This is a genomic window from Fibrella aestuarina BUZ 2 (assembly GCF_000331105.1).
Classification (GTDB): domain Bacteria; phylum Bacteroidota; class Bacteroidia; order Cytophagales; family Spirosomataceae; genus Fibrella; species Fibrella aestuarina.
In genome coordinates, this window is the sequence record NC_020054.1 from 2417739 (window position 1) to 2439577 (window position 21839).

The following is a 21839-nucleotide window of genomic DNA, read 5'->3' on the forward strand; positions in this document are numbered from 1 at the left end:
AACGCATACTGGTATGACACTCAGTCTCGAAAACCTGCCCCAGGAGCAACTGGAAGGAATGAACGTCAAATTTGGTCTCGACCAGATGGACGATGACGCCTTCTATGATTTTTGCCGACTCAACGAGGAACTCAAGTTGGAACAAAATCCAGATGGAACTATTGTTGTTATGCCGAATACCGGCGGGAAAACCGGAAATCGGAACTTGAAAATCGCGTCAAGACTCGATCTATGGACAGAAACATACGGCGGGATTGGCTTCGACTCGTCTACGGCCTTTAAACTGCCTAACGGGGCTACGCGTTCGCCTGATGCCGCCTGGATCAGCGACGAACGCTGGGCGGCGCTGACCGAGAAACAGCGGGAAAAATTCCCGCCGCTGGCCCCCGATTTTGTGGTCGAGTTGATGTCGGCGAGTGATCAGTTGCCGAGGGCTAAGGAGAAGATGCTTGAGTACATCAATAATGGGGTTCAACTGGGGTGGCTCATCGACCCTGTCCGGCAGGAAGTGTTTATTTACCGGGCCGATGGGACCATCAGTAAACACACTGATTTTGAGCAACCCCTGACCGGCGAGATCGTGTTGCCAAGTTTTACTTTCGACCTGCGTTTATTACTGCGTTAAAGGGCCATTCGCTCAAACTTTTACCGCAAACAGGCCGTTTCCTATACATATGGAAACGCTCGAAAAAATCCGTAAGGCATACACCGAGTATGTCCTTGAAAACGGCAAACAACCCACCTCCGTCTTCCAGTTTGCAAAAAAGCTGAAAATCACCGAGAGCGAGTTTTACGACCACTACGCTTCTTTCGACGCCATCGAAGCCGACGTATGGGTGGCCCTCTTCAACGACACCCTCAAACTGCTGGACGCCGACCCTACGTACCAGACCTATTCGGTGCGGGAAAAGTTGCTGGCCTTCTACTACACCTGGGTCGAACAGCTCAAAGCGCAACGCAGCTTCGTGGTCTATAGCTACGGCAATCTGCGGGCGGGTGGCGAACTCGCTGCCGATTCGCCCCGCGCCCGGCTAGCTATGCGCGGCCGGCCATCGGCAAGCCGTCAGGTGTTGATGCCGTTCAAAGAGGCGTTTTACGACTTTGCCCGGGATTTGCTGGCCGAAGGCCGTGAAAGCCGGGAGGTTGAACCCCGCCCGTTCCTCACCGACCGGTACCCCACCGCCCTCTGGACGCAGGCGCTGTTTATCCTCGATTTCTGGGTGAAAGACGTCAGCAAAGGCTTTGAAAAAACCGATACGGCCATCGAAAAATCGGTCAACACGACCTTCGATCTGATCGGCCGCTCGCCCCTCGATACCCTCTTCGACTTCGCCAAGTTCGCGTACCAGAACCGATAAAAGAGAATGTACAATGAACGATGTATACTGTACAATGGCTACACAGCCACTTGGCAAAGTCAGTTCAGTTGTACAGCATACATCGTTCATTATACATTCCAAAGCCCTTTTGGCCTATGAAAACGCAAAACTCCGTTCCAACCAGTAAAGTCGCCCGTGCCTCGCAGTTTGTGAAGGCCGGCGTGAAAGTGGGGGGCAACTACATTAAGCATTACACCAAAAAGCTCGTTGATCCCGACTCGGTGACGCGCGAAGACCTGCACGCCGATAACGCCGCCGACATCTACGACGCGCTGAGCGAGTTGAAAGGGTCGGCGCTGAAAATGGCGCAGATGCTGAGTATGGACCGGGGGCTGCTGCCAACGGCCTACAGCGACAAATTTGCCATGTCGCAGTACTCGGCACCCCCGCTCTCGGGGCCGTTGGTGGTGAAAACGTTTCGTACTTATTTCGGGAAAGCGCCCGGTGAACTGTTTGACAAGTTCGACGCGATCTCGGTCAACGCCGCGAGCATCGGGCAGGTGCATCAGGCCTGGAAATGGGGTAAGAAGCTGGCCGTCAAGATTCAGTACCCCGGCGTGGCCGATAGCGTAACCTCCGACCTGAAGATTGCCAAACCGCTGGCCGTACGGCTGTTGAATCTCGACGAACGGCAGATCGACCGGTTTATGGGCGAGGTAGAAAGCAAGCTGATCGAAGAAACCGACTACGACCTCGAACTGCGCCGCTCGGTGGAGATTTCGGAAGCCTGCGCGCACATCGACGGGCTGGTATTTCCTAAATACTACAAGGAGCTGTCGAGCAAGCGCATCCTGACGATGGACTGGCTCGATGGGCTGCACCTGAAAGAATTTCTGGCCACGAACCCGTCGCAGGAGGCCCGCAACCGCATTGGCCAACTGCTATGGAATTTCTACGATCACCAGATCCACAACCTCCGGCAGGTGCACGCCGACCCGCATCCCGGCAACTTCCTGATGCGCCCCGACGGCACGATGGGCGTCATCGACTTCGGCTGCGTGAAGGTCATTCCCGACTATTATTACGACAACTACTTCCGGCTGATCAACCCCGATACGCTGAAAGACGAGGCCCTCACGCAGCAGATTTTTCAGAACCTGGAGTTTCTGGTGCCGCAGGATACGCCGCAGGACCGCAAGTTTTTCTCCAACCTGTTTGTGCAGATGATCGAGATGCTCGGCGCGCCCTTTGCCGTTGACCGCTTCGACTTTGGTGATGATGAGTACTTCAACAAGGTATACGCTTTCGCCGACCAACTCTCGAAGCTGGAAGAACTACGTTCGTCGAAGGTAGTGCGCGGCTCGCAGGATGGCCTCTACGTGAACCGAACCTACTACGGTCTCTACGCCATGCTGAACGAACTGAAGGCCGTAGTCGATACCAAAAAGCCCGAGTGGCTGAAACCGCAAACCGAACTGGTCGCCTAACGTACCTGGCCTGTAATGCAAACGCCCCGCTGGAATCTGTCCAGCGGGGCGTTTGCATTACAGCCGACGGCGTACCGTAATGGGCAGGCAGCCGTTACCGTCGCAGTAAAATTCGTAAGCGCCGATATCGATCCGGTCGCCCTGAAAGCGCGGCTTATCGTCCAAATCGAGTGCAGGCAGCCCAGCAACGGGATAACCGGAGTCAACGGCCGGGCTACCATATAGCAAGCGAAAATTGCTCCCAGCCGCGTTTACGAATAGACTATTTATCGGGAATTCGCTTACCCTACGGTCAGCCCATAAGGCGCACGTTTGAGACGAAGACGGAACAGGAATGCCTGTCGTGTTACTGCTAGTACTCTCGCAGATAATGCAGTTAATTATACTGGCCGTAGAGGCCAACATACCGGATGAATTAGAGTCTGCATTCCGGGCGATGGTACAATTGGTCAGGGAAACGCGGCTATCGTTTTCTGAATAAATAGCCGACCCAATTCCACCTTGTGTAGCTGAGTTACTTGTAAACAGGCAATTGGTAATGATGGGTTGGCTACTGTTGACGTTGCAAATCCCACCACCCAGGTACGAAAAATTCTCACTAAACGTGCAGTTTATCAGTGTTGGACTGCTTCGGTCATTAACCATACCACCTCCTCTGCCGAGAGGAGTAAGGGTATTGTTTTTGGTTATCAAGCAGTTAGTAAAGAGAGCATAGCTATTCACGTTGATGATGGCTCCTTTAATACCTCTAGCGTTCTCACTGGTTATGGGTTCATCGGTGGAATTACCGCCAGTGATGACCAAGTTGTCCAAGTGGGTTTCCGCTGAAGCGTTTTTCAGCATAATCAGGTGATAGCTGTTGTCCGTATTATCGCCTCTGAGGCCTATATCACCTGATAACGACGTGCTGGACGGGTGAGTCATTTGTCGACTTGTTAGCGTATTCTCTGTACTCGCGAATCCCCCGTATAGCTTTACCCCCGATGCGATACTGAAGGAGGCCGTACGATCCGTCGTGGTGGTGGGTTTATATATACCCGCCGCTACCCAGAACTGGGTTCCGGCAGCGGCCGTTGGTAATCGGCTTGCCAGCAACGTACCTGGCAGGGCATTGGTCCATGACGTACCTGAGCCGTCGCCCCGGCCCGCTTCCGTCACATAGACAATGGGTTGGGCGTTAGCCAGCAGACAAACGAAAAGAAAGCAGTTGAGCAGGAAAAAGCGCATAGCGTAAATGGTTCCATCTATATAGACGGTCAGGCCAAATCAGGTCACAAACTATGCCAGTAGAGGCCAATAAATGACCAATCGTAGGCCATTTATTGACAAAATAAAAGCAGGTACTGGTGTCATGCTCCACCTGCAACGTACCCAGTAAGGGACGGTTAGTGCGTAGGCCTACCCGAACGGTCGACGCACCCGGTGAGGGCGCGGTAGGTATGGTAGGCGGCTTTCCAGATGTGCCCTTTGTTACCCGTCTGCCGCTGCGGGTCCTTGTCGAGGCCTTCTTCGTACCAGTCGCCGTGTTGATGGTCGATCAGGTACGTTTGGGTGTAGGTCCAGAGCCGTTTGTACTTCTCGAAATAAGCCATCGGGTCGTTGGGGTACAGGTCGGCCATCAGCAGCAGCGTGTTGAGGCCCTCCGCCTGCAACCACCAATTTTTGCTCTCGTCGATGATGGTCATGCCCGACGGCCCGCCGCCCGACTTGTCTTTGAAATAGTATCCCTGATCGTAGAAGCCGCCCACCTGCTTATCCCAGCCGTTGGCCAGCGCGTGATCGACCATCCGTTTACCCACTGCCCGCGTTTTCGCATCGTTTTTTAAGCCCAGCGCGTGCGAGGCTTCGAGCATCAGATACGCCGTTTCGACATCATGCCCGAAGGACACGTGATCGATGTAGCGGTGTTTCAACACCACCGCTTCCGACGAATCCCGGAAGGAAATCGGCGTCCAGTCGGGTTGGAAAAAGAGTACCAGATTGCCTTTAGGCGAGGTAATCACGTCGCGCACCAGCTGCAACATCTCGTTGAGGCGTTGGCGCACCAGCGGGTCGGGCCAGACGGCATAGAGTTCGGTAAAGGCTTCGAGCAGGTGAATCGAACTGTTCTGATCCTTGTAACCCAAATCCGAGGTCGACGCGACCGTTGCATCGCGTTTGATGGGCGTGCCATCGCGGCGCAGGTGCTGGAAATAGCCTTTGTGCACTGGGTCGTGGCTGTGCTGTTCGAGCCAGCCAAACGACTTTTTTGCCAAAGCCAGCGCCGCCGTATCGCCCGACTGATGGTAGTAAGCACTGAGCGCATACAGCCCAAAGGCGTTGCCGTAGGCTTCCTTGTTGCCCGGCCCCTGCACCTTACCGGCCCGGTCGACGAGCGTGTAAAAACCGCCGTATTCTTTATCCCACATGACATCGCGCAGAAAGTGGAAGCCATGCCGGGCGTTGGCTTTGTAATGCGCCACCGACGGGTAGCGCTCGGCGGCTTTGGCGGTGGTCCAGGTGTGGCGGGCCTGCGTCACAATCATCTTGTCCTGCGGGCCTGTCGGCTTGAAATCGTAGGTGAACGTGCTCAGAAAACCGCCGTGGACCGTGTCGACGGCCAGCGGATACCACTTGTTGAGCATCTCCTGCCGGATGGAGCGCTCCATCTCGGTCGCAATGCGTTTGCGCTCGGCCGATATCGATTGACTGAATCCGACCTGACTCAGGCTCAGAAGACAAAGGAGTCCGCCGTTTTGCAGGAGCTGACGGAAGGAGTTGAGTAGACGCATGCTAAAGGGACGGTTACCGACGCTGTTTTACAAGCAAAGCACCAGCCCCGGCTACCCTAATTGATAACCAGCAGAAACGTAGCCGCGTGGGCAGGGTCACCACATACCCAACTGGCAGCAATTACTCGACCAGACTACGGCGCTGCACCGTAATGGGCGCCGCCAACGACGACACCGTGGTTACGTACTCAAACGCGCCCAAGCTAACGGGTTGGCCCGGCTGCCGAACGTACCCGGCCAGGTCGCTCGCCGGCAGGTCAAACGCCCGAACTGATCCTTTGAACAAGGCGGGGCTGTCGGGTCGGAGCCGGTAGTCGCCACTCGTGGCATCCACAAACAGCGGGTCGACGGCCCGGTTTCCTTCGCCGGGGAAATCACCTTCGATGATCGAGTGAGTCACCGTAGCGTCGGCCTGTTTATCGCCCAGCGTTTGTGCCTTGAAAAAAGGCGCGTCGGGGGCCAGGTTGCCCCAACTGATGCAGTTGATGAAGAACGCTTTCGTGGGCGATACCTGGTGGGCAGTGGACTGGAACTCATGGCGCGACAACCGGGCGTTCATCACCCCACCACCAACGCTGGCGCTGTTGTCGGCAAAGGTGCAGTTGATGAACGTGGGGGCCGAGGGGCGCTCGTCGGAGAGGCTCTGAATGGCCCCGCCTTCGTCGGCCCGATTGCTGGCAAACAGGCAGTTCTGAAACGTGGGGCTATTGTTGAAACAGAACACGGCGCCGCCGCCGCTGCTCGCCCCGGTGGTCGACACTACTTTGTTGCCGATGAAGGTGCAGGCCTCCAGTTTCTCCACGCCGCCACCCGTGGTGATGCCGCCGCCCGTCGCCTCGGCAACATTGCGGCTGAACGTGCACTTGCTGATGCTCAGCAGATTGTCGGGTGAGTGCTCCACGAACCGGCTCGATACGGCGCCGCCTTCCTTACCCGTGTTCTGGTCGAAGGTCGAGTTGGTGATGACCGTGTTGAACGTGCCGCCCTGGGTGCTCAGGCCAATGGCGCCGCCGTAGCCCGCTTCGTTGCCACTGAAATAGCAATCCCTGATCGTCAGCGTCGAGCGGGCGTTGGTCTCGGTGAGCAGCGACACCGCCCCCCCGACCGTCAGCCCGCGGTGAATTTTGTTGTCGATAAACCGGCAGCGCGACAGTTGAACGGTCGACAGGCTCAGCGTAGCTTCAATGCTCAGCCCGGCCCCGCCGAAGTTGCCATCGTCGTAGGATTGGATGCGACCGTCGCGGATCGTCAGGTTGTCGAGCAGAATTGGTTGCTGGTTGTCGATGATCTGCACAACGTGGAAGCTATTGTCGGTACTGCTGGTCTCGTCGCCGATGTTGCCCGACAAAATCGTTTCATGGGTGCCAGGAACGCGCCCGCTCAGCGTGGTTTCTGTCCCCGCAAAACCGCCATAAAGCTGCACGCCTGAGGCCAGGATGAACGAGGCATTGCGGTCGTTGGTGACGGTGGGGTGGTAGGTGCCTTCAGCCAGCCAGAATTGGGTGCCGGGCCGCGCGTTGATAAGGGTGCTGGTGAGACGTAGGCCCGATAGCGCGTTTTTCCAGGATGTACCCGACTCGTCGCCGCTCCCAAACGGGGTTACGTAAACAACAGGCGGTGGTGGGCTCGCCGGCGCAACGAGCAGGTAACAGAGCAACAAAAGGTAACGCATGAGGTAGGCTGTGGGATAAAGCTGGATAAAACAGGTACACCGGCCATTTGCTACGTACAGGCAATAATATGATACTATTTGTTATCCGCTACTGCCAGTGAGCAAAATAGGTGTTGTCGCCTGCTGGGTCAGGTCCAGCCTTTTATGGATGAATGGAAGATCGTACTCGGCACATGGAAACAAGACGTCACCTGCGGTTCCTGAAACCGGTCTGGCAAGCGACCATACTGCGTGGGGAAGATGTTGCGCGTTCATCCTGTAGTGCCTGCTGGAATCATGCCAACCTACGCGCCTGATTGACACCATACCGAGGCCCTACGTTATCTTGACGCGAAGCGCAGAAGCGAGTCACAAACGAGGAGTCAAGTCATATGAACTTTTCTCCTTTAGCCTTTTTTCGGTGCCCCCTGGCGCCAATCCTCCACTGGATTATCGTTATTTTACAGCCTGACCGCTCAACTTACTGACTGGTCTACCAACCTGTGAAGCCCCGTTTCGACGATATTTTTATGGAATTGGCCGTGAATCTGGCCAAACGCTCGCACTGCATCAAAGCGCAGGTAGGGGCCGTATTGACCAAAGACACGCGCATTATCTCGATTGGCTACAATGGTCCCCCGGCCGGCACGCACAACTGCGACGAGGAATTCCCCGACGTGGGTTGCCCCCGCGACTCGAAAGGGTCGTGCTCGCTGGCCCTTCATGCCGAGCAAAACGCTATTCTGTACGCCGTAAAAAACGGCTCTACCATCGACGGCGCTACCCTCTACGTGACGCTATCGCCCTGCATTGCCTGCGCCCGGATCATTTACAGCATGAAAATTGACCGGGTTATTTACTTTCATTCCTACGCCGAATACAAAGGCATTCCGTCAGACGAAGGCGTTGATTTTCTGCGGAAATTCGGGGTGAACGTCGAGCGGTATACGCCTACGGAAGGCTTCCTGGTGCAGGATCAGCCCCCCTTGTCGGCGGCGCTGACCAACGTACCCAGCCCGTCCGCCTTATGAACCTGCTGGCCCACGCCTGGCTTTCCGACCGCAACGACGCCTGGCTGATCGGGAACTTCATCGGCGATTTCATCAAGGGCGATCCGGCCCACCCGCGGCACGGGCTGCTGCCGGCCGAGGTCAACGGCGTCCGGATTCACCGTGCCATCGACTCCTTCACCGATACCCACCCCGACGTGGCGGCGGTGCGCGAGCTGCTGCATCCACGCTGCCATAAATACGCCGGTGTGGCCGTCGACGTGTTCTTCGACCATTTTCTGGCGACCCAGTTCCGTGAGGTGACCGGCGACGACCTGACCGAGTTCACGACCTGGTTTTACCACAGCCTACGTACCCACGCCGACCGCCTGCCGACCGGCGCGGCCCGCATGGCACACTACCTGATGGAACAGGACTGGGTACGTAGCTACCAGACCACGCAGGGCATCGACCGTGCCCTCAGCGGCCTCGCCCGACGTACCCAGTACCCGTCGGGCCTCGACACGGCCGTTGAGGACCTCATCGCCCATTACGACCAGATCAACACCCATTTTCATCGTTTCTGGCCCCAATTGGTGGCTCATATAGCGCTTACCATCAGCATACAACCATGAAATCGCTTTTGCTTCGTTATGCCGTTTCTGTTCATTACTGCTTATTGGGGGCTGCGGCCAGTTATGGTCAGACAACGCCGCCCCGTACGATGTCGGTAGAGAAAGGAGTCGCCCAGGCCTTGGCGCAGGCGAGGCGGCAAACCATCAGCCAGTTGGCCTACGCGTTGCGGTTTGAACTACCCGCCCAGAAAAATCAGCCGATTCCGGCGAGCGAAACCATCCGGTTTACGTGGAAAAAATCGACGGCGCCCCTACAACTGGATTTCAAAGAACAGCCCGATCACCTGCAACGCATCACGGTCAACGGCAAACCCATTCCGATCGTGTTTCGCGACGAGCACATCCTGATCGAACCAACGTACCTGCGGGCGGGTGCCAACACGGTGGCCATCCAGTTTACGGCGGGCGATCTCTCGCTGAACCGCAACGACGATTACCTCTACACGCTGCTCGTGCCCGACCGCGCCCGCACGGTGTTTCCCTGCTTCGATCAGCCCGATTTGAAAGCATCGTTCCAACTCACGCTGACGCTTCCCCGCCCCTGGCAGGCGATGACCAACGGCGCCCTGCGCGACTCAGTCGTAGCGGGCGACCGGAAAACGATGACGTTCCGGCCGTCGGAAGCCATCAGCACGTACCTGTTTGCGTTTGTGGCGGGGCGTTTCACGGTGGTGACCGACAAACCCGGCAACCGCCCGATGACGCTCTTTCACCGCGAAACCGACACCACCAAAATCCGGCTGAGTGTGCCGTTCCTGTTCACGTTGCACGCCGATGCGTTGCGGTTTCTGGAGGCCTATACCGCGCGGCCGTACCCGTTCCACAAGTTTGATTTTGCCGCCATCCCTGACTTCCAGTATGGTGGAATGGAACATGCCGGGGCCATCGACTACAAGCTATCGAGCCTGTTTCTCGACAACGGCGCCACCCGCGATCAGCAGATGGCGCGGGCCACACTCATCGCCCACGAAACGGCGCACATGTGGTTTGGCGATCTGGTCACGATGCGGTGGTTCGACGATGTGTGGCTGAAAGAGGTCTTTGCCAATTTTATGGCCGATAAGATCGTGGAAACGGCCATGCCGGGGTCGAACTACGACCTGCAATTTGTGGTCGATCACCTGCCCGCTGCCTACGCCGTCGACCGTACGGAAGGCGCTAACCCCATTGGGCAACCGCTGGCCAATTTGCAGGAGGCCGGGTCGCTCTACGGCGGCATCATCTACCACAAAGCCCCGATCATGATGCGGCAGTTGGAGCGGATTATGGGTAAAACCGCCCTGCGCGATGGCCTGCGCGACTACCTGAAGACCTACGCCTTCGGCAACGCCACCTGGGCCGACCTCATCGCCATTTTGGACGCCCGAACGCCCGTCGATCTGCAAGCCTGGAACCACATCTGGGTCCGCGAAACGGGTCGGCCTAAGGTGACGTATCAACTCGATCAGCAGGATGGTAAAATCAGTCGCTTTGTGCTCCGGCAATCGGGGGAAGACGGCTCGCCGCGGCAGTGGCCGCAGGGGTTCGAAGTCGCCCTTGTGTACCCCGATCACGTCGAGGAATTGAGCGTGACCCTGAACGGGGCGGAAGCCAGCCTGCCCGAGGCTGTTGGTAAAGCAGCGCCCGCTTTCGTGCTGCTCAATTCGTCGGGGCAGGGCTACGGGCTGTTTCAGGTCGATACGGCCATGCTGCGCCGCCTGCCCACGCTGAAAAACCCGGTGATGCGGGCGTCAGCTTACATTAATCTCTACGAAAATATGCTGGCGGGGCAGGTCATCAGCCCGGCGCAACTGGCCGAACTGGAACAGGCGCTGCTGACGACCGAAACCGAAGAACTGAACCTGCGCCTGCTAACGGGCCACCTTGGCAACCTTGTCTGGAGCTTCACCCGCCCCGAAGGACGACTGGCGCTGGCGACGTCGGTGGAACAAAGGGCCTGGCAGGCGATGGAGGCGCAACGCACTCCCGGCATGCGCAAGTTGCTGTTTCGGCTCTACCAGCGCGTGGCACTCAGTAAACCCGCGCAGGACCGGCTCTATGCCATCTGGCGCGACCAGAAAGCCCCGGCGGGTGTTACCCTCACCGAAGACGACTACACGGCGCTAGCCCTCGCACTGGCCGTGCGCGACTACCCCGCCGATGGCCTGCTGGCCCAGCAACTGGCGCGGATCAAAAACCCGGATCGCCGCAAGCGGCTGCAATTCATGCTGCCCGCCTTATCCGGTAACGTAGCCGACAGGGATGCGTTTTTTGCGTCGCTGGCCAGTGCCACCAACCGCGAGCACGAAGCCTGGGTGACCGAGGCGTTGGGCTACCTGCACCACCCCCTGCGCGCCGCCACGTCGGCCCGGTACCTGCCCCAAAGCCTGGCTCTATTGGAAGAGATTCAACGCACAGGCGACATCTTCTTCCCGGCCTCGTGGCTGCAATCGACGTTGGGCGCTTACCAGACCCCCGAAACGGCCCAACTCATACGCCGGTTTCTGGCTGAACGCCCCACCTATAATACCCGGTTGCGCGAGAAACTGCTGCAAGCCGCCGACACCCCCTTCCGAGCCAGTAAGCTACTGTACTGACTGCTTTTGTCATCCCGACGATAGGAGGGATATTAATGTACCACAACGCTCAAACAAGGGAACCTCAATATCCCTCCTATCGTCGGGATGACAAAAGCAGCCAGATGTCAAAAACGCTATCATCAACCCGTTACCCTCAAACCAAACCTATGTACGCACGCTACCTCACCTTGCTGGCTGGCCTGTTCCTCACGCTGAACGGGTTTGCGCAATGGCAACCCCAATCGGTTGGCACCACGGCTCACTTTCGGTCCATCAGTGTACCCAGCGCCACGGTGGCCTGGATCGGCGGTACCAAAGGCACCTTCGTCCGAACGATCGATGGGGGACGTACCTGGCAGGCCGGCAACGTACCCAACGCCGACGCCTGTGATTTCCGGGATGTGAAAGCCTTCGACGGCCAGACCGCCTTCCTGATGAGCGCCGGACCCGCCGAAAAGGGTCAGGCCCGCATCTACAAAACCACCGACGGCGGCCAGACCTGGACCATCCAGTACCAGACCGAGCAGCCGGGCGTCTTTTTCGACAGCATGGATTTCTGGGATCGGCAGCACGGCATGGCCGTGAGCGACCCCGTGGAAGGCCGGTGGTTTATCGTCAAAACCGACGATGGAGGACGTACCTGGCAGCGTATACCCGCTGCTGCTTTACCGCCCATGGAACCCAACGAAGCCGCTTTTGCGGCCAGTGGTACCAACCTCATCGTGCAGGGTAGCCAGCACGTCTGGCTCGTGTCGGGTGGAGGACCGGCCGGGCGCGTGTTCCGGTCGACCGATCGAGGACGTACCTGGGCCGTCAGTACCACGCCCATTCCCGGCGGCGAGATGACGGGCCCGGTTGGGATGCAGTTTCAGAACAAAGACGTGGGGATGATTGTCGGCGGCACCTTCAAACCGCAAACCGAACAGCCCCAGCCCAACGCCGCCATCACCCGCGACGGCGGACGTACCTGGCAGCCAGTCACGCAACTCGACCCGGCGGGGCTCAAAGAATCCGTGGCTTTCCTGCCCGGCAACCGCATTTTGGTGGTTGGCTCGTCGGGAACGACGCTGTCGGCCGATGGAGGACGTACCTGGCAGAAACTCGACACCGAACCTTATTATTCGGTAGCCTGCGTGGGGAATACCTGCTACGTCGTCGGCGCCAAAGGGCGCGTTGCCAAGCGGGTGTTCAAGTAACGCCCGGCTCCTGCCGGGGACACCTAGGTGGGGCGTTACGGCAGGGGCGTTACCAGCAGGTTTTTCTGCTCGATGCGCGACAATTCGGTGAGTTTACCGGCGGCGTATTGCTGGTCGTAATGTTCGACCGAGCTGGTACCGTTCTTAGCACCCTGGTAGTTGATGTAATCCTGAAACCGGATACCCCCGACCACAACCGGGTTGATGGCTTTGCGGAACCGCGCCCCGCCTTCGCTGTAGGCTAGGTAATCCATCGTGTGGGTCTTCTGGTTGAACCAGTAATAAAAGGTGTCGCCGTGGTCTTTGCCGCCACCCTCGGCCCGGAAACGAACCCGAACTTTGTCGTAACGCTGCCCGTCGACGGTGCTTTCGCCCACGTGTTCGGCGATCACCGCCGGGTCGCGGAGCTTAAACGGCAGCAGCACGAAATAGGCCACCGAGTTGACCGCCCGGCTGTAGCGCCCGTATTCTGTCGTGTCCAGAATCTGTAGGCGGCCGTTCAGCGTGCGCCGGAACGACTCGTTGGTCAGTACCTCGCGCACCGTCGTGCCGGTCGAGTCGCGGTGGGTCCGTTCGTAGTGGAAATGCCCTTTCTGGTGCGCCAGTACCAAATGATAATTCCGGAAGTTGAAAGCGATCTGTTTGTTTTGCCAGGCATCGCCGCCGTGGGCCTTGATGGCCTGCTCGATGAGGCTCTGGGCTTTATCGTCGGATTGTTGGCAGGTGATCAGCAGAAACAGGGCCGGAAACAGGAGCAGTAGCGCGCGCGACATACAGGCAACGGGTGAAGGGTCTGCCGTACCAACACGGGGCCACGGCGCATTTGTTCGGGCCGGACGCGGCATTGGGTCGAAAATTGGTTACGCCGAAAACGGCAGCGGCCCGACCGCGAAGCCCGACTGCGTATCTTTGCAGCCCGGTGCCCGGTTGGTGCACCAGCTGTTAGCCGTTACTGCCTTGAGTGCCACCGTCGACACCGTTCTGAAAGACATTCGCAATAAGCGCATTGCCCCCGTTTACCTCATCCACGGCGACGAGCCGTATTACCTCGACCGCATCGCCGACGAACTGGAGAAGGTGGTTGTGCCGGTTGCCGAACGGGGCTTCAATCAGTTTGTGCTGTTTGGAAAGGATGCCGACGTGGGGGCCGTGCTTAACAACGCGCGCCGGTATCCGTTCATGGCCGAGCGGCAACTGGTGGTGGTAAAGGAGGCACAGCAACTGGCGGGCATCAAGGAAAAACCGGGGCAGCAACTGCTCGAAAGCTACGCCATGGAGCCGCTGGGCAGCACCGTACTGGCCATCTTCCACAATGAACCGCTCGACGAGCGAAAGGCCTGGGTAAAAGCTTTTGCCAATAAAGGCGTACTGTTGAATGCCAAGAAGTTATACGATAATAAGCTTGTCGATTGGGTGGGCGACTATTGCCGGGGGCGCGGAGCCAAAATCAGCCCGAAAGCCTGCCAATTGCTGGTCGACGCCATCGGGAACGACCTCAAACGCATGGCCGGCGAGGTCGACAAAATCCTGCTGAATCTGCGCGTCGATGAGGAGATTTCGGCCACGACCGTCGAGCGGCTGGTGGGCATCAGTAAGGAGTATAACGTGTTTGAACTCCAAAAGGCCCTCACCCAGCGCGACGTAGTCAAGGCCAACCGTATTGTCGATTATTTCGGCAAAAACGCCAAAGACAACCCCGCCGTGGTGATCCTGGCGCAGTTGTACCAGTATTTCAGCCGGGTGCTGCTGGTGCAGGCTAGCAAAGACCAGAGTGAGCGTGGGCTGGCAGCCGTGCTGGGCGTAAACCCCTTCTTCGTGAAGGATTACTTGGCCGCCGCCCGAACGTACCCACTGGTGAAAGTGGCCGACATCATCCACGCCATTCGCCGCGCCGACGCCCAGAGCAAAGGCATCGACGCAGCCACGATGACCGAAGCCGATATCCTGAAAGAGCTGGTCTTCGCCATCCTGCACTGACGGCTCCTGGAACGTACCCAGAACGGGTCAATTGGTAAAACAGGCGTCGCCTTTTTCGCCCATGTAGGCGCCCCAACGAACCGTTTTGGCGGGTAACCCACTCAGCGAGCGGCGTGCAAAATAGGTGACGGGCGCTGGCAGCGGGCGCATGACATCCACACCGGGGTAGTTGACCGACGTGGCGCCCAAAGACCCATACAGTACGTCGACCGAGCCGTCGTTGTCAAGGTCGCCGATGTAGGGCGTGATGGCGAAATTGGCACCGGGCAGGGCGTCGCTGATGCGCGATTGGCTGTTATTTCTAAAATCAAACCCGATCAGCTTGCTTTCTACCTTCGACCGCGGTCCGTGCGGGTCGTCGTCTTCGTTCACATTAAGGACCACGTCGTCAAAACCATCGTCGTTCATATCGAGCGTAAGCGGCGAGCCGTAGGAGAACCCCATCGTAGCGTATTCATGTACCGGCCGGCCCGTAGCCCCATCGAGCAGAAACTGGATGCCCCGCCCATAAACCGGGTACGTACCCACGGCGTAGGAGACGAAGAAATCCGGGATGGAATCGTTGCCAGTAAAATACCCGACGGCGGGCATGCTGTAGGTTTCGGCGCCCGGCGCCGAAAAGGTCCAAAGTACGCGGTCGGTCTTGCCATCGATGGCCAGAGTACGCGCCGCCACCGTTGTGACGAGGTAATCGGGCGTGCCATCGCGGTTCAGGTCACACACCAGCGGGGGCGCTACTATCCCTTTTTTCGCTTCTGTCACCAGCAGTTTGGCGTTGGCGAGGTTGTCGTGGAAGAGGTCTCCTAGTGTGGCTTTATACAGGCAGCCACCAATGGCTTCGCCGCCCGTACCAAACAAAACCAGCCACTGGGCCGGGTCGCTACCCCGTTTACTGATCACGGGCGAGCAGTAGGTTTCTTTGCCGTCGGGCACGCGGGCCTGATGCAGAATGTGGCCCGTACGGGTGCTCAGCAGCAGCAGGCGACCAACGGGCCGGGGCGATTTGGTGTCCATGATGGTGGCGTCGCCGCCGTTGGCAATCAGTAGGTCGTCGAGGCCATCGGCGTCCTGGTCGGGGATGAGCTGCCCATTGGTGAAATTGAACCACCCAGCCCGTTTGTGAGCCATGCTGTCGGTAGCCGTAAAAAATTCCCAGATCAGGTGGCCCGTTTTGCCGTCAATGGCCTGTAACTCCGCCGAGCGGCCCCCAATAATGACGTCGGGCGTCTGATCGCGGTTGATGTCGAGAAACGTGGCCGAACCAAATACCTGATTGCGGCCCGGCGTGTGCCAGAGCAGGTGCCCATCCTGTCCGTCGAAGGCGAGTACCGCCGAGTCGGAGTGCGCCCATTCGGGGCCACCGCCCCCCAGAATGATATCGTTGACGCCGTCGCCCGTCAGATCTGCGACCCGCGGCGACGACGTTGCCTGGACGCCGGGCAGGGTAATCAGCCAGTCCTTTTTCTTTGTTGTACAACCAATTAACTGAAATAGTGTCGCTAAACTACATAGGGTATATATACTTAAAATGTATCGAAAATTTGTAGAATTGCTCATCATAACGCGACACTTTACTTGATAATGATCAAATATAGTGACTGGCTACGGCCAGCGGGGCGCGTATAGGGATGCAGCGTGCGGTAAAAAGTTAACTGGTTGAGTATGCGGATGCTTCGGATAGTAGCAATGCGCTAGTTGTCAGGCAATTAGAGGTGTAATGACCCAGGCGCTGGTAGACGCTGCTCACCCCGTTTCTCTGCACCATCGACCCGGACTGGGTACGTTGCCTGCCCGATCGAGGCCACGATTGTGTTAGGTAGTCTGCCGATTCCGGGCGTTGAGCTGATTGATATACTGCGCCAACTCAGGTATGGTCAGCACGGCATCGACGGCTACGCGCTCAATGGCCTGTTGAGGCATGTAGCCGACCTGCGCCGTATCGGGGTGTTGAACGAGCGCCAGGCCACCCGCCCGCTTGATGGCGTCGAGGCCCTCGGTGCCGTCGGCGTTAGCCCCCGACAGCAATACGCCCACCACCGCCGAACCGTAGACATCGGCCAGCGACTCGAAGGTGACGTCGATGGCGGGGCGGCTGTAGTGCACTTTTTCTGAATCGTCGAGCGAGAAGCTGCCGTCGCGTTCCAGCAGCAGGTGGTAGTCGGCAGGGGCGAGGTAGATGTGGCCCGGCAACAGTTCGGTCTTTTCGTCGGCCTCCTGAACGGGCAACTTCGTTCGGAGTGCCAGCAAGTCGGCGAGGGTGGAGTCGGCGGTGTTTTTGCGGTGCACTACCACCACGATGCCGACCGACAGGGGCAGTTGCAGGGCGGGCAGGAGCTGAAGCAGCACGTCGATGCTCCCCGTTGACCCCCCAATCACAACGACCCGATAGCCCGTTTTTCCTGTACGTTCCATCACCCCACTTTCCGCCATAGTTTATCACTACCCACTTGCTTGTACTTGGGCTGAATGCTCGAAAAACGGAGCGTTTCTTTGGCCCCCAACGCCAGGTAGCCGAGTGTGCTCAGGCTGTCGTCGAAAAGCGTCAGGACCCGTTGTTGCAGGTCTTTGTCGAAGTAAATCAGCACGTTGCGGCACAGGATGAGGTCAAACTCGTTGAACGAGCCGTCAGACACCAGGTTATGGGTTGAATAGACCATGCGGGTGGCCAGTTCCTCATCAAATTTGGCGTGTCCATAGTGCGCCGTGTAATAGGTCGAGAAGTCCCGATTGCCACCCGACAGGTGGTAATTTTCGGAATACTGTTTCATGCTCGACAACGCAAAAATGCCTTTGCTCGCCACGGTCAGCACGTCGGGGTTCAGGTCCGTGGCGTAGAGCAGCGCCTTGTGCAGCAACCCGGCTTCGCGGAGCAGAATGGCCATCGAGAACACCTCCTCACCGGTTGAGCAGCCCGCGTGCCAGATCCGGATGAACGGTTTGGCCGCCAGGGTAGGCAGCACGTCGGTGCGCAGGCTTTTGTAGAATGACGGGTCGCGAAACATCTCGGTGACGTTCACCGTCAGTTCGGCCACGAAGCGCTTCAAGTAATCGGCGTCGGAACGGACCCGGTAGCGCAGTTCGGCAAAACTGGGAAATTTGTCGAGCAGCCACAGCCGGTTGATCCGCCGTTTTAGCGAAGCCCGCGTGTAGCGCGTAAAATCATAGCCCGACAGGTCCATGACGTCCGTTAGCAGTACATCAACTTGCTCTTCCTCAATCATAAAGCTGGTTAACTACGTGGTAACAAACTCAACAACCGATCCACGTCAATCGGCTTGGCGACGTAATCGGTAGCACCCGCCTGCAGGCATTTTTCGCGGTCGCCCACCATCGCCTGTGCCGTCACGGCAATGATCGGCAGCTGGCGGCGGCTGTCGATGTTTTTGATACGGGGAATGGCTTCGTAGCCGTCCATGTCGGGCATCATCATGTCGATCAGGATGGCGTCAACCACTTCATCGGTCTGAAGCAGATGCAGGGCATCCTGGGCATTCAGGCACGAGAGGCAATCGAACCCTTTGGCCCGCAGCGTGGCGGTCAGGGCAAAAATATTCCGCGCATCATCGTCGATAATCAAGACTCGTTTCCTGGTCATATGGTTTGCGAAGCCGATGGCTCGGCGTTAAGACCGGTCGTACAGCCAGACGCGCAGTAACGATACGAGCTGGTCAATGTCGACGGGTTTGGTGATATAGTCAGACGCACCGGCTTCGATGCATTTTTCGCGGTCGCCCATCATGGCTTTGGCCGTTACGGCAATGATGGGCAGATTTTTCCACTGGTACTGCTCCCGAATGGTGCGGGCCGTTTCGTAGCCGTCCATTTGGGGCATCATCATGTCGAGCAGCACAATGCCGATGCCCGGATTTTCGCGAAGTTTCTGCAGGGCTTCCTTGCCGTCCAACGCCGGAATCACGGTCATGTTGTACTGCTCCAGGGCCTTCGAGAGTGAGAAGATGTTCCGCACGTCGTCGTCGGCCACCAGCACCGTTTTGCCGTTGAGCACCTGGGTAAGGGCCCCCAGTTTTTTGGTGGGGCCGTTGTTACTGGCCTGCTTGTTTTCTTCCACCAGGTGCAGAAACAGCGACACCTCGTCGAGCATCCGCTGGTAGGAGTGGGCCGTTTTGACGATGATCGAGTCGGCGTACTGCTTGATCTTCAACTCTTCGGTCATCGACAGGCTCTTGCCCGTGAAAATGATGATGGGCAGGTTTTCGAGGCCGGGGTTCTTCTTGGCGACTTCGAGGGTTTCGTAGGCCTTGTGGTCGGGAATGCCCATGTCGAGAATCACGCAGTCGACCTCGTTGCGTTTCAGCGCGTCGACTCCTTCGTTGATGTTGCTCTTCAGCTCCGAATTGATGTTGAAGGTCTCCAGGAAGTACGCAAGGGCTTTGGCGTGCTTGGGGTTGTCTTCGATGATGAGCACCTTTTTGGGGTCGCGGTTGAGCACATACTCGATCTTCTTGAACACCTCCTGCAACTGCTCGAAGGCCATCGGTTTATCCACGAAATCGATGGCGCCCTTCAGCCGACTTTCGGTTTTCAGCTTGTGCGACGACATGATGTGCACCGGAATGGGCCGGGTACGTGGGTCGGCCTTCAGGGCGTCCATGACCTCCCAGCCGCTCATGATGGGGAGCTGAATATCGAGCAGAATGCCCAGGGGTTTGTATTGCGCCGCCAGCTTCAGACCCTCGTCGCCCCGCACCGACACCAGCCCTTTGTAGCCTTTGCGGCGGGCGTAGTCGAGCAGCGATTTGGCGAAATTGGTGTCGTCTTCGATGATCAGGATAACCTTGTCGCCCTCGGCAATGGTAGCCCGGTCGTCGGGGATGGCCTCCGGGATGGTCGGGCTGATGTACCGCTTGTCGGACGGGGCCGGTATGGCCTCGACTGCGGGGGGCGGCGGTGTGGCCGGTGCCGGGAAGGCGGGCTGAACCGGCGGAGCGGGTGGCGCCACGGTGACGTCGTCGGTGAGGGGCAGGCGCAGGGTAAACTCGCTGCCTTCGCCCACGGTGCTTTTGAGTGTGAGGTCGCCGCCGAGTAGTTTAGCCAGTTCGCGGCTGATCGACAGCCCCAGTCCCGTGCCGCCGTATTTCCGTTTGGTGGAGCCGTCGGCCTGCTGAAAGGCTTCAAACACCAGGGGTTGCTTCTCGAGCGGAATGCCGATGCCCGTATCCGATACGCTGAAACAGAGTACGCCCGCATCGGGTGCCTGCCGACTGATCGACAGCCCGATACGCCCCGCCGACGTGAACTTAAGCGCATTCGAGAGCAGGTTTTTCAGGATCTGCCCCAGCCGCATCCGGTCGGTTTCGATCAGGCTGGGTACGTCGGGGGCCACGGTGATCGCGAAGTCGAGCCCCTTTTCTTTGGCCAGCAGCCCAAACAGCGCCTGTAGTTCGTCGGTGATGTCGGCCACGGCCACGTCCTGGAATTCGAGCTTCATCTGCCCGGCTTCAATTTTCGACAAATCCAGGATTTCGTCGATGAGCCCCAGCAAGCCATTACCCGACCCCTGAATGACCTTGGCGTACTCAATCTGATCGTCGGTCAGGTTTTCTTCGTTGTTTTCGGCCAGCAGGCGGCTCAGCAGCAGTATGGAGTTGAGCGGCGTGCGCAGCTCGTGCGACATATTGGCCAGGAACTCCGACTTGTAGCGGGTTGCCAGCTCCAGTTCGTCGGCCTTTTTCTGGATGTCGTTGTTGCGTTCTTCCAGCAGTAGCCCCCGCTCTTCGAGTTCGGTGTTGGTCTGCTGCAATTCTTCCTGCTGAACGCGCAGTTCTTCTTCCGACGCCTGGAGTTTCTGGGCCTGCATTTCCAGTTCGGCGTTGAGGTTCTCCATCTCCGAGTGCTGCATCTGCAATTCTTCGGCCTGGGTCTGAGTCTCTTCCAGCAAACTCTGGAGCCGGATAAAATCGAGCGTGGCGTTGACGCCGATGGCCATCATCTCGCTGTTCTGTTCCAGAAAATGAACCTCCTGCTCGGTGGGCTCGCGCAACAGACCCAGCTCCACCGCACCCACGCAGGTGCCGTCGTAAACGAGCGGCGTGATGACCACGGTGCTCGGCGCGCTGCTGCCCAGCGACGAATTGATCGGGCTGTAGTCGGCGGGCAGTCCCGACACGACCGTCGTTTTTTGGGTGGCGATCGCCTGACCGACCAGCCCCACCCCGGCTTCTACGGTTGCGGGTGGCTGCTGCGCCGCATAGCTGCCCGCCAGTTTGAAGGTGCCGTCGGTATCGGTCAGGTACAACGTACCCAGCGGGGCCTTCAGGTAGCTGGCAATGGCGTCGATGAGGCGGGCGCCCAGCTGATCGAGTCCCTTTTCGCCCCGAATGGCTTCACCCAGCCTGACCACGCCCTGTTGCAGCCAGTTTTTGGTTTTCAGGTCGGTAAACGTCTGTTCGAGCGAGGCGGCCATTCCGTTGAGGGCTTTGGCAATCCGGCCCAGTTCGTCGTCCTGCTCGTCGGTGCTGCGCACGTCGTAGTGGCCGTCGGCAATCTGGCGGGTAATGCCTTCCATCACCGTAATGCGGTGGTTGGTGCGGCGGTACTCGGCTTCGGCCGCCAACTGTTGCGCCAGCCGGACGTCCATGTCCCGTTTGATGCGCACGTAGGCAAAGAGGGTAATCAGGATAGAGATAATCGCCGTCAGAACGAGCAGGTAAGGCGTAAACAGAATGTACGTCTGCTGTTGCTCGGTCCGGCGTTTAAGCAGCGTTTGCTCCTCAGTTTTCATCCGGTTGATCTTCAGCCGCAGGTCGTCCATGATCTGCTTGCCCCGCATCATCTCTTTGTTCCGGTTCAGGGTATCCCGGCCGAAGTACGGATTGCGTTCCGTCAGCTCGATCGTGCGCCGCATCTGGGCGAATTTGGCATCATAGAGGGCCTTTATGTCGGTGAGGGCCTGCTGCTGCACGTCGTTGTCGCGGGTCAGGGCGCGCAGCTCTTCGTAGCTGTTCTGCACCTTCTCGTAGCTGCCGGTATAGGGTTGCAGGAAGTTGCGGTTGAGCGTCACGAGGTAGCCCCGCTGCCCCGTTTCCGCATCTTTCATGTACGAAATGATGTTCTCCGATTCGAGCAGTACCTGATTGGTATGGTTGACCAGCTGCGAGTTGTCGATCAGCTGTCGAATGCTGTAAAACGAGGCCCCCAGGCTGATCAGCAGCAGCAGGGTGGAGAGGGAAAAAACAACCTGAAGTTGTCGGATAACCGAGTTGGCTAATTGCGGCATAAAAAAGAGGAGAAAAGGG

17 protein-coding genes are annotated in these 21839 nt (G+C 58.1%); 8 read left to right on the forward strand and 9 right to left on the reverse strand.

The window, feature by feature from the left end; translation table 11 throughout:
* Nucleotides 1-13: 13 nt before the first annotated feature.
* From FAES_RS09945 to FAES_RS09955, 3 genes are all read left to right on the forward strand, one after another.
* Nucleotides 14-625, forward strand: a complete 612-nt coding sequence (locus FAES_RS09945; protein ID WP_015331073.1) for a Uma2 family endonuclease — start codon at nucleotides 14-16, stop codon at nucleotides 623-625.
* A 49-nt stretch (nucleotides 626-674) separates the two neighbouring features.
* Nucleotides 675-1358, forward strand: coding sequence for a TetR/AcrR family transcriptional regulator (locus FAES_RS09950; RefSeq protein ID WP_015331074.1), 684 nt, complete (start codon nucleotides 675-677; stop codon nucleotides 1356-1358).
* A 116-nt stretch (nucleotides 1359-1474) separates the two neighbouring features.
* A complete protein-coding gene (locus FAES_RS09955) occupies nucleotides 1475-2806 on the forward strand; it encodes an ABC1 kinase family protein (RefSeq protein ID WP_041257732.1) in 1332 nt (443 codons plus the stop codon).
* A gap of 57 nt (nucleotides 2807-2863) precedes the next feature.
* On the opposite strand, the gene FAES_RS30015 is transcribed toward FAES_RS09955, so the two are convergent.
* The 3 genes from FAES_RS30015 to FAES_RS09965 form a co-directional block, all read right to left on the reverse strand.
* Entirely contained in the window at nucleotides 2864-4033 is a 1170-nt protein-coding gene (locus FAES_RS30015) for a right-handed parallel beta-helix repeat-containing protein (protein ID WP_148289333.1), read from the reverse strand.
* 158 nt (nucleotides 4034-4191) lie between these two features.
* Nucleotides 4192-5577, reverse strand: coding sequence for an AGE family epimerase/isomerase (locus FAES_RS09960; RefSeq protein ID WP_015331077.1), 1386 nt, complete (start codon nucleotides 5575-5577; stop codon nucleotides 4192-4194).
* Between the two features lie 121 nt (nucleotides 5578-5698).
* Nucleotides 5699-7249 (reverse strand): hypothetical protein, encoded by a 1551-nt coding sequence (locus tag FAES_RS09965; protein WP_015331078.1) that lies wholly within the window; start codon nucleotides 7247-7249, stop codon nucleotides 5699-5701.
* Nucleotides 7250-7758: 509 nt separating this feature from the next.
* Here FAES_RS09965 and FAES_RS09970 point away from each other — a divergent pair.
* The 4 genes from FAES_RS09970 (at nucleotide 7759) to FAES_RS09985 (ending at nucleotide 12606) form a co-directional block, all read left to right on the forward strand.
* A complete protein-coding gene (locus FAES_RS09970; RefSeq protein ID WP_015331079.1) occupies nucleotides 7759-8259 on the forward strand; it encodes a deoxycytidylate deaminase in 501 nt (166 codons plus the stop codon).
* The gene (locus FAES_RS09975) at nucleotides 8256-8852 is read left to right on the forward strand and encodes an acyl carrier protein phosphodiesterase (protein ID WP_015331080.1); all 597 of its coding nucleotides are present in this window, start codon (nucleotides 8256-8258) and stop codon (nucleotides 8850-8852) included. Before FAES_RS09970 ends, FAES_RS09975 begins: the two co-directional genes overlap by 4 nt.
* On the forward strand, nucleotides 8849-11428 hold the full coding sequence (locus FAES_RS09980; protein ID WP_015331081.1) for a M1 family aminopeptidase: 2580 nt from the start codon (nucleotides 8849-8851) through the stop codon (nucleotides 11426-11428). Before FAES_RS09975 ends, FAES_RS09980 begins: the two co-directional genes overlap by 4 nt.
* A gap of 149 nt (nucleotides 11429-11577) precedes the next feature.
* Nucleotides 11578-12606 carry a WD40/YVTN/BNR-like repeat-containing protein gene (locus FAES_RS09985; RefSeq protein WP_041257734.1) on the forward strand — a complete coding sequence of 343 codons (1029 nt, stop codon included), beginning with the start codon at nucleotides 11578-11580 and terminating at the stop codon, nucleotides 12604-12606.
* Between the two features lie 35 nt (nucleotides 12607-12641).
* On the opposite strand, the gene FAES_RS09990 is transcribed toward FAES_RS09985, so the two are convergent.
* Nucleotides 12642-13379 carry a DUF6503 family protein gene (locus FAES_RS09990; protein ID WP_041257735.1) on the reverse strand — a complete coding sequence of 246 codons (738 nt, stop codon included), beginning with the start codon at nucleotides 13377-13379 and terminating at the stop codon, nucleotides 12642-12644.
* Nucleotides 13380-13563: 184 nt separating this feature from the next.
* Here FAES_RS09990 and holA point away from each other — a divergent pair, with 184 nt between their 5' ends.
* A complete protein-coding gene (gene holA / locus FAES_RS09995; RefSeq protein ID WP_041258778.1) occupies nucleotides 13564-14583 on the forward strand; it encodes a DNA polymerase III subunit delta in 1020 nt (339 codons plus the stop codon).
* Between the two features lie 27 nt (nucleotides 14584-14610).
* Here holA and FAES_RS10000 read toward each other — a convergent pair whose 3' ends face one another.
* The 5 genes from FAES_RS10000 to FAES_RS10020 form a co-directional block, all read right to left on the reverse strand.
* Nucleotides 14611-16140, reverse strand: coding sequence for an outer membrane protein assembly factor BamB family protein (locus tag FAES_RS10000; RefSeq protein ID WP_158408763.1), 1530 nt, complete (start codon nucleotides 16138-16140; stop codon nucleotides 14611-14613).
* A 255-nt stretch (nucleotides 16141-16395) separates the two neighbouring features.
* Entirely contained in the window at nucleotides 16396-17013 is a 618-nt protein-coding gene (locus FAES_RS10005; RefSeq protein WP_015331085.1) for a chemotaxis protein CheB, read from the reverse strand.
* Nucleotides 16995-17804 (reverse strand): CheR family methyltransferase, encoded by an 810-nt coding sequence (locus FAES_RS10010; protein WP_015331086.1) that lies wholly within the window; start codon nucleotides 17802-17804, stop codon nucleotides 16995-16997. The genes FAES_RS10005 and FAES_RS10010 overlap by 19 nt, the downstream gene beginning before the upstream one ends.
* 8 nt (nucleotides 17805-17812) lie before the next feature.
* Entirely contained in the window at nucleotides 17813-18178 is a 366-nt protein-coding gene (locus FAES_RS10015; protein WP_015331087.1) for a response regulator, read from the reverse strand.
* A gap of 27 nt (nucleotides 18179-18205) precedes the next feature.
* On the reverse strand, nucleotides 18206-21820 hold the full coding sequence (locus FAES_RS10020) for a response regulator (RefSeq protein WP_015331088.1): 3615 nt from the start codon (nucleotides 21818-21820) through the stop codon (nucleotides 18206-18208).
* Nucleotides 21821-21839: the final 19 nt, after the last annotated feature.

Coding starts and splice junctions, on each gene's coding strand:
- FAES_RS09945 (WP_015331073.1), top strand. CDS start 14: ATGACACTCAGTCTCGAAAACCTGCCCCAGGAGCAACTGGAAGGAATG.
- FAES_RS09950 (WP_015331074.1), top strand. CDS start 675: ATGGAAACGCTCGAAAAAATCCGTAAGGCATACACCGAGTATGTCCTT.
- FAES_RS09955 (WP_041257732.1), top strand. CDS start 1,475: ATGAAAACGCAAAACTCCGTTCCAACCAGTAAAGTCGCCCGTGCCTCG.
- FAES_RS30015 (WP_148289333.1), bottom strand. CDS start 4,033: ATGCGCTTTTTCCTGCTCAACTGCTTTCTTTTCGTTTGTCTGCTGGCT.
- FAES_RS09960 (WP_015331077.1), bottom strand. CDS start 5,577: ATGCGTCTACTCAACTCCTTCCGTCAGCTCCTGCAAAACGGCGGACTC.
- FAES_RS09965 (WP_015331078.1), bottom strand. CDS start 7,249: ATGCGTTACCTTTTGTTGCTCTGTTACCTGCTCGTTGCGCCGGCGAGC.
- FAES_RS09970 (WP_015331079.1), top strand. CDS start 7,759: ATGGAATTGGCCGTGAATCTGGCCAAACGCTCGCACTGCATCAAAGCG.
- FAES_RS09975 (WP_015331080.1), top strand. CDS start 8,256: ATGAACCTGCTGGCCCACGCCTGGCTTTCCGACCGCAACGACGCCTGG.
- FAES_RS09980 (WP_015331081.1), top strand. CDS start 8,849: ATGAAATCGCTTTTGCTTCGTTATGCCGTTTCTGTTCATTACTGCTTA.
- FAES_RS09985 (WP_041257734.1), top strand. CDS start 11,578: ATGTACGCACGCTACCTCACCTTGCTGGCTGGCCTGTTCCTCACGCTG.
- FAES_RS09990 (WP_041257735.1), bottom strand. CDS start 13,379: ATGTCGCGCGCGCTACTGCTCCTGTTTCCGGCCCTGTTTCTGCTGATC.
- FAES_RS10000 (WP_158408763.1), bottom strand. CDS start 16,140: ATGAGCAATTCTACAAATTTTCGATACATTTTAAGTATATATACCCTA.
- FAES_RS10005 (WP_015331085.1), bottom strand. CDS start 17,013: ATGGCGGAAAGTGGGGTGATGGAACGTACAGGAAAAACGGGCTATCGG.
- FAES_RS10010 (WP_015331086.1), bottom strand. CDS start 17,804: ATGATTGAGGAAGAGCAAGTTGATGTACTGCTAACGGACGTCATGGAC.
- FAES_RS10015 (WP_015331087.1), bottom strand. CDS start 18,178: ATGACCAGGAAACGAGTCTTGATTATCGACGATGATGCGCGGAATATT.
- FAES_RS10020 (WP_015331088.1), bottom strand. CDS start 21,820: ATGCCGCAATTAGCCAACTCGGTTATCCGACAACTTCAGGTTGTTTTT.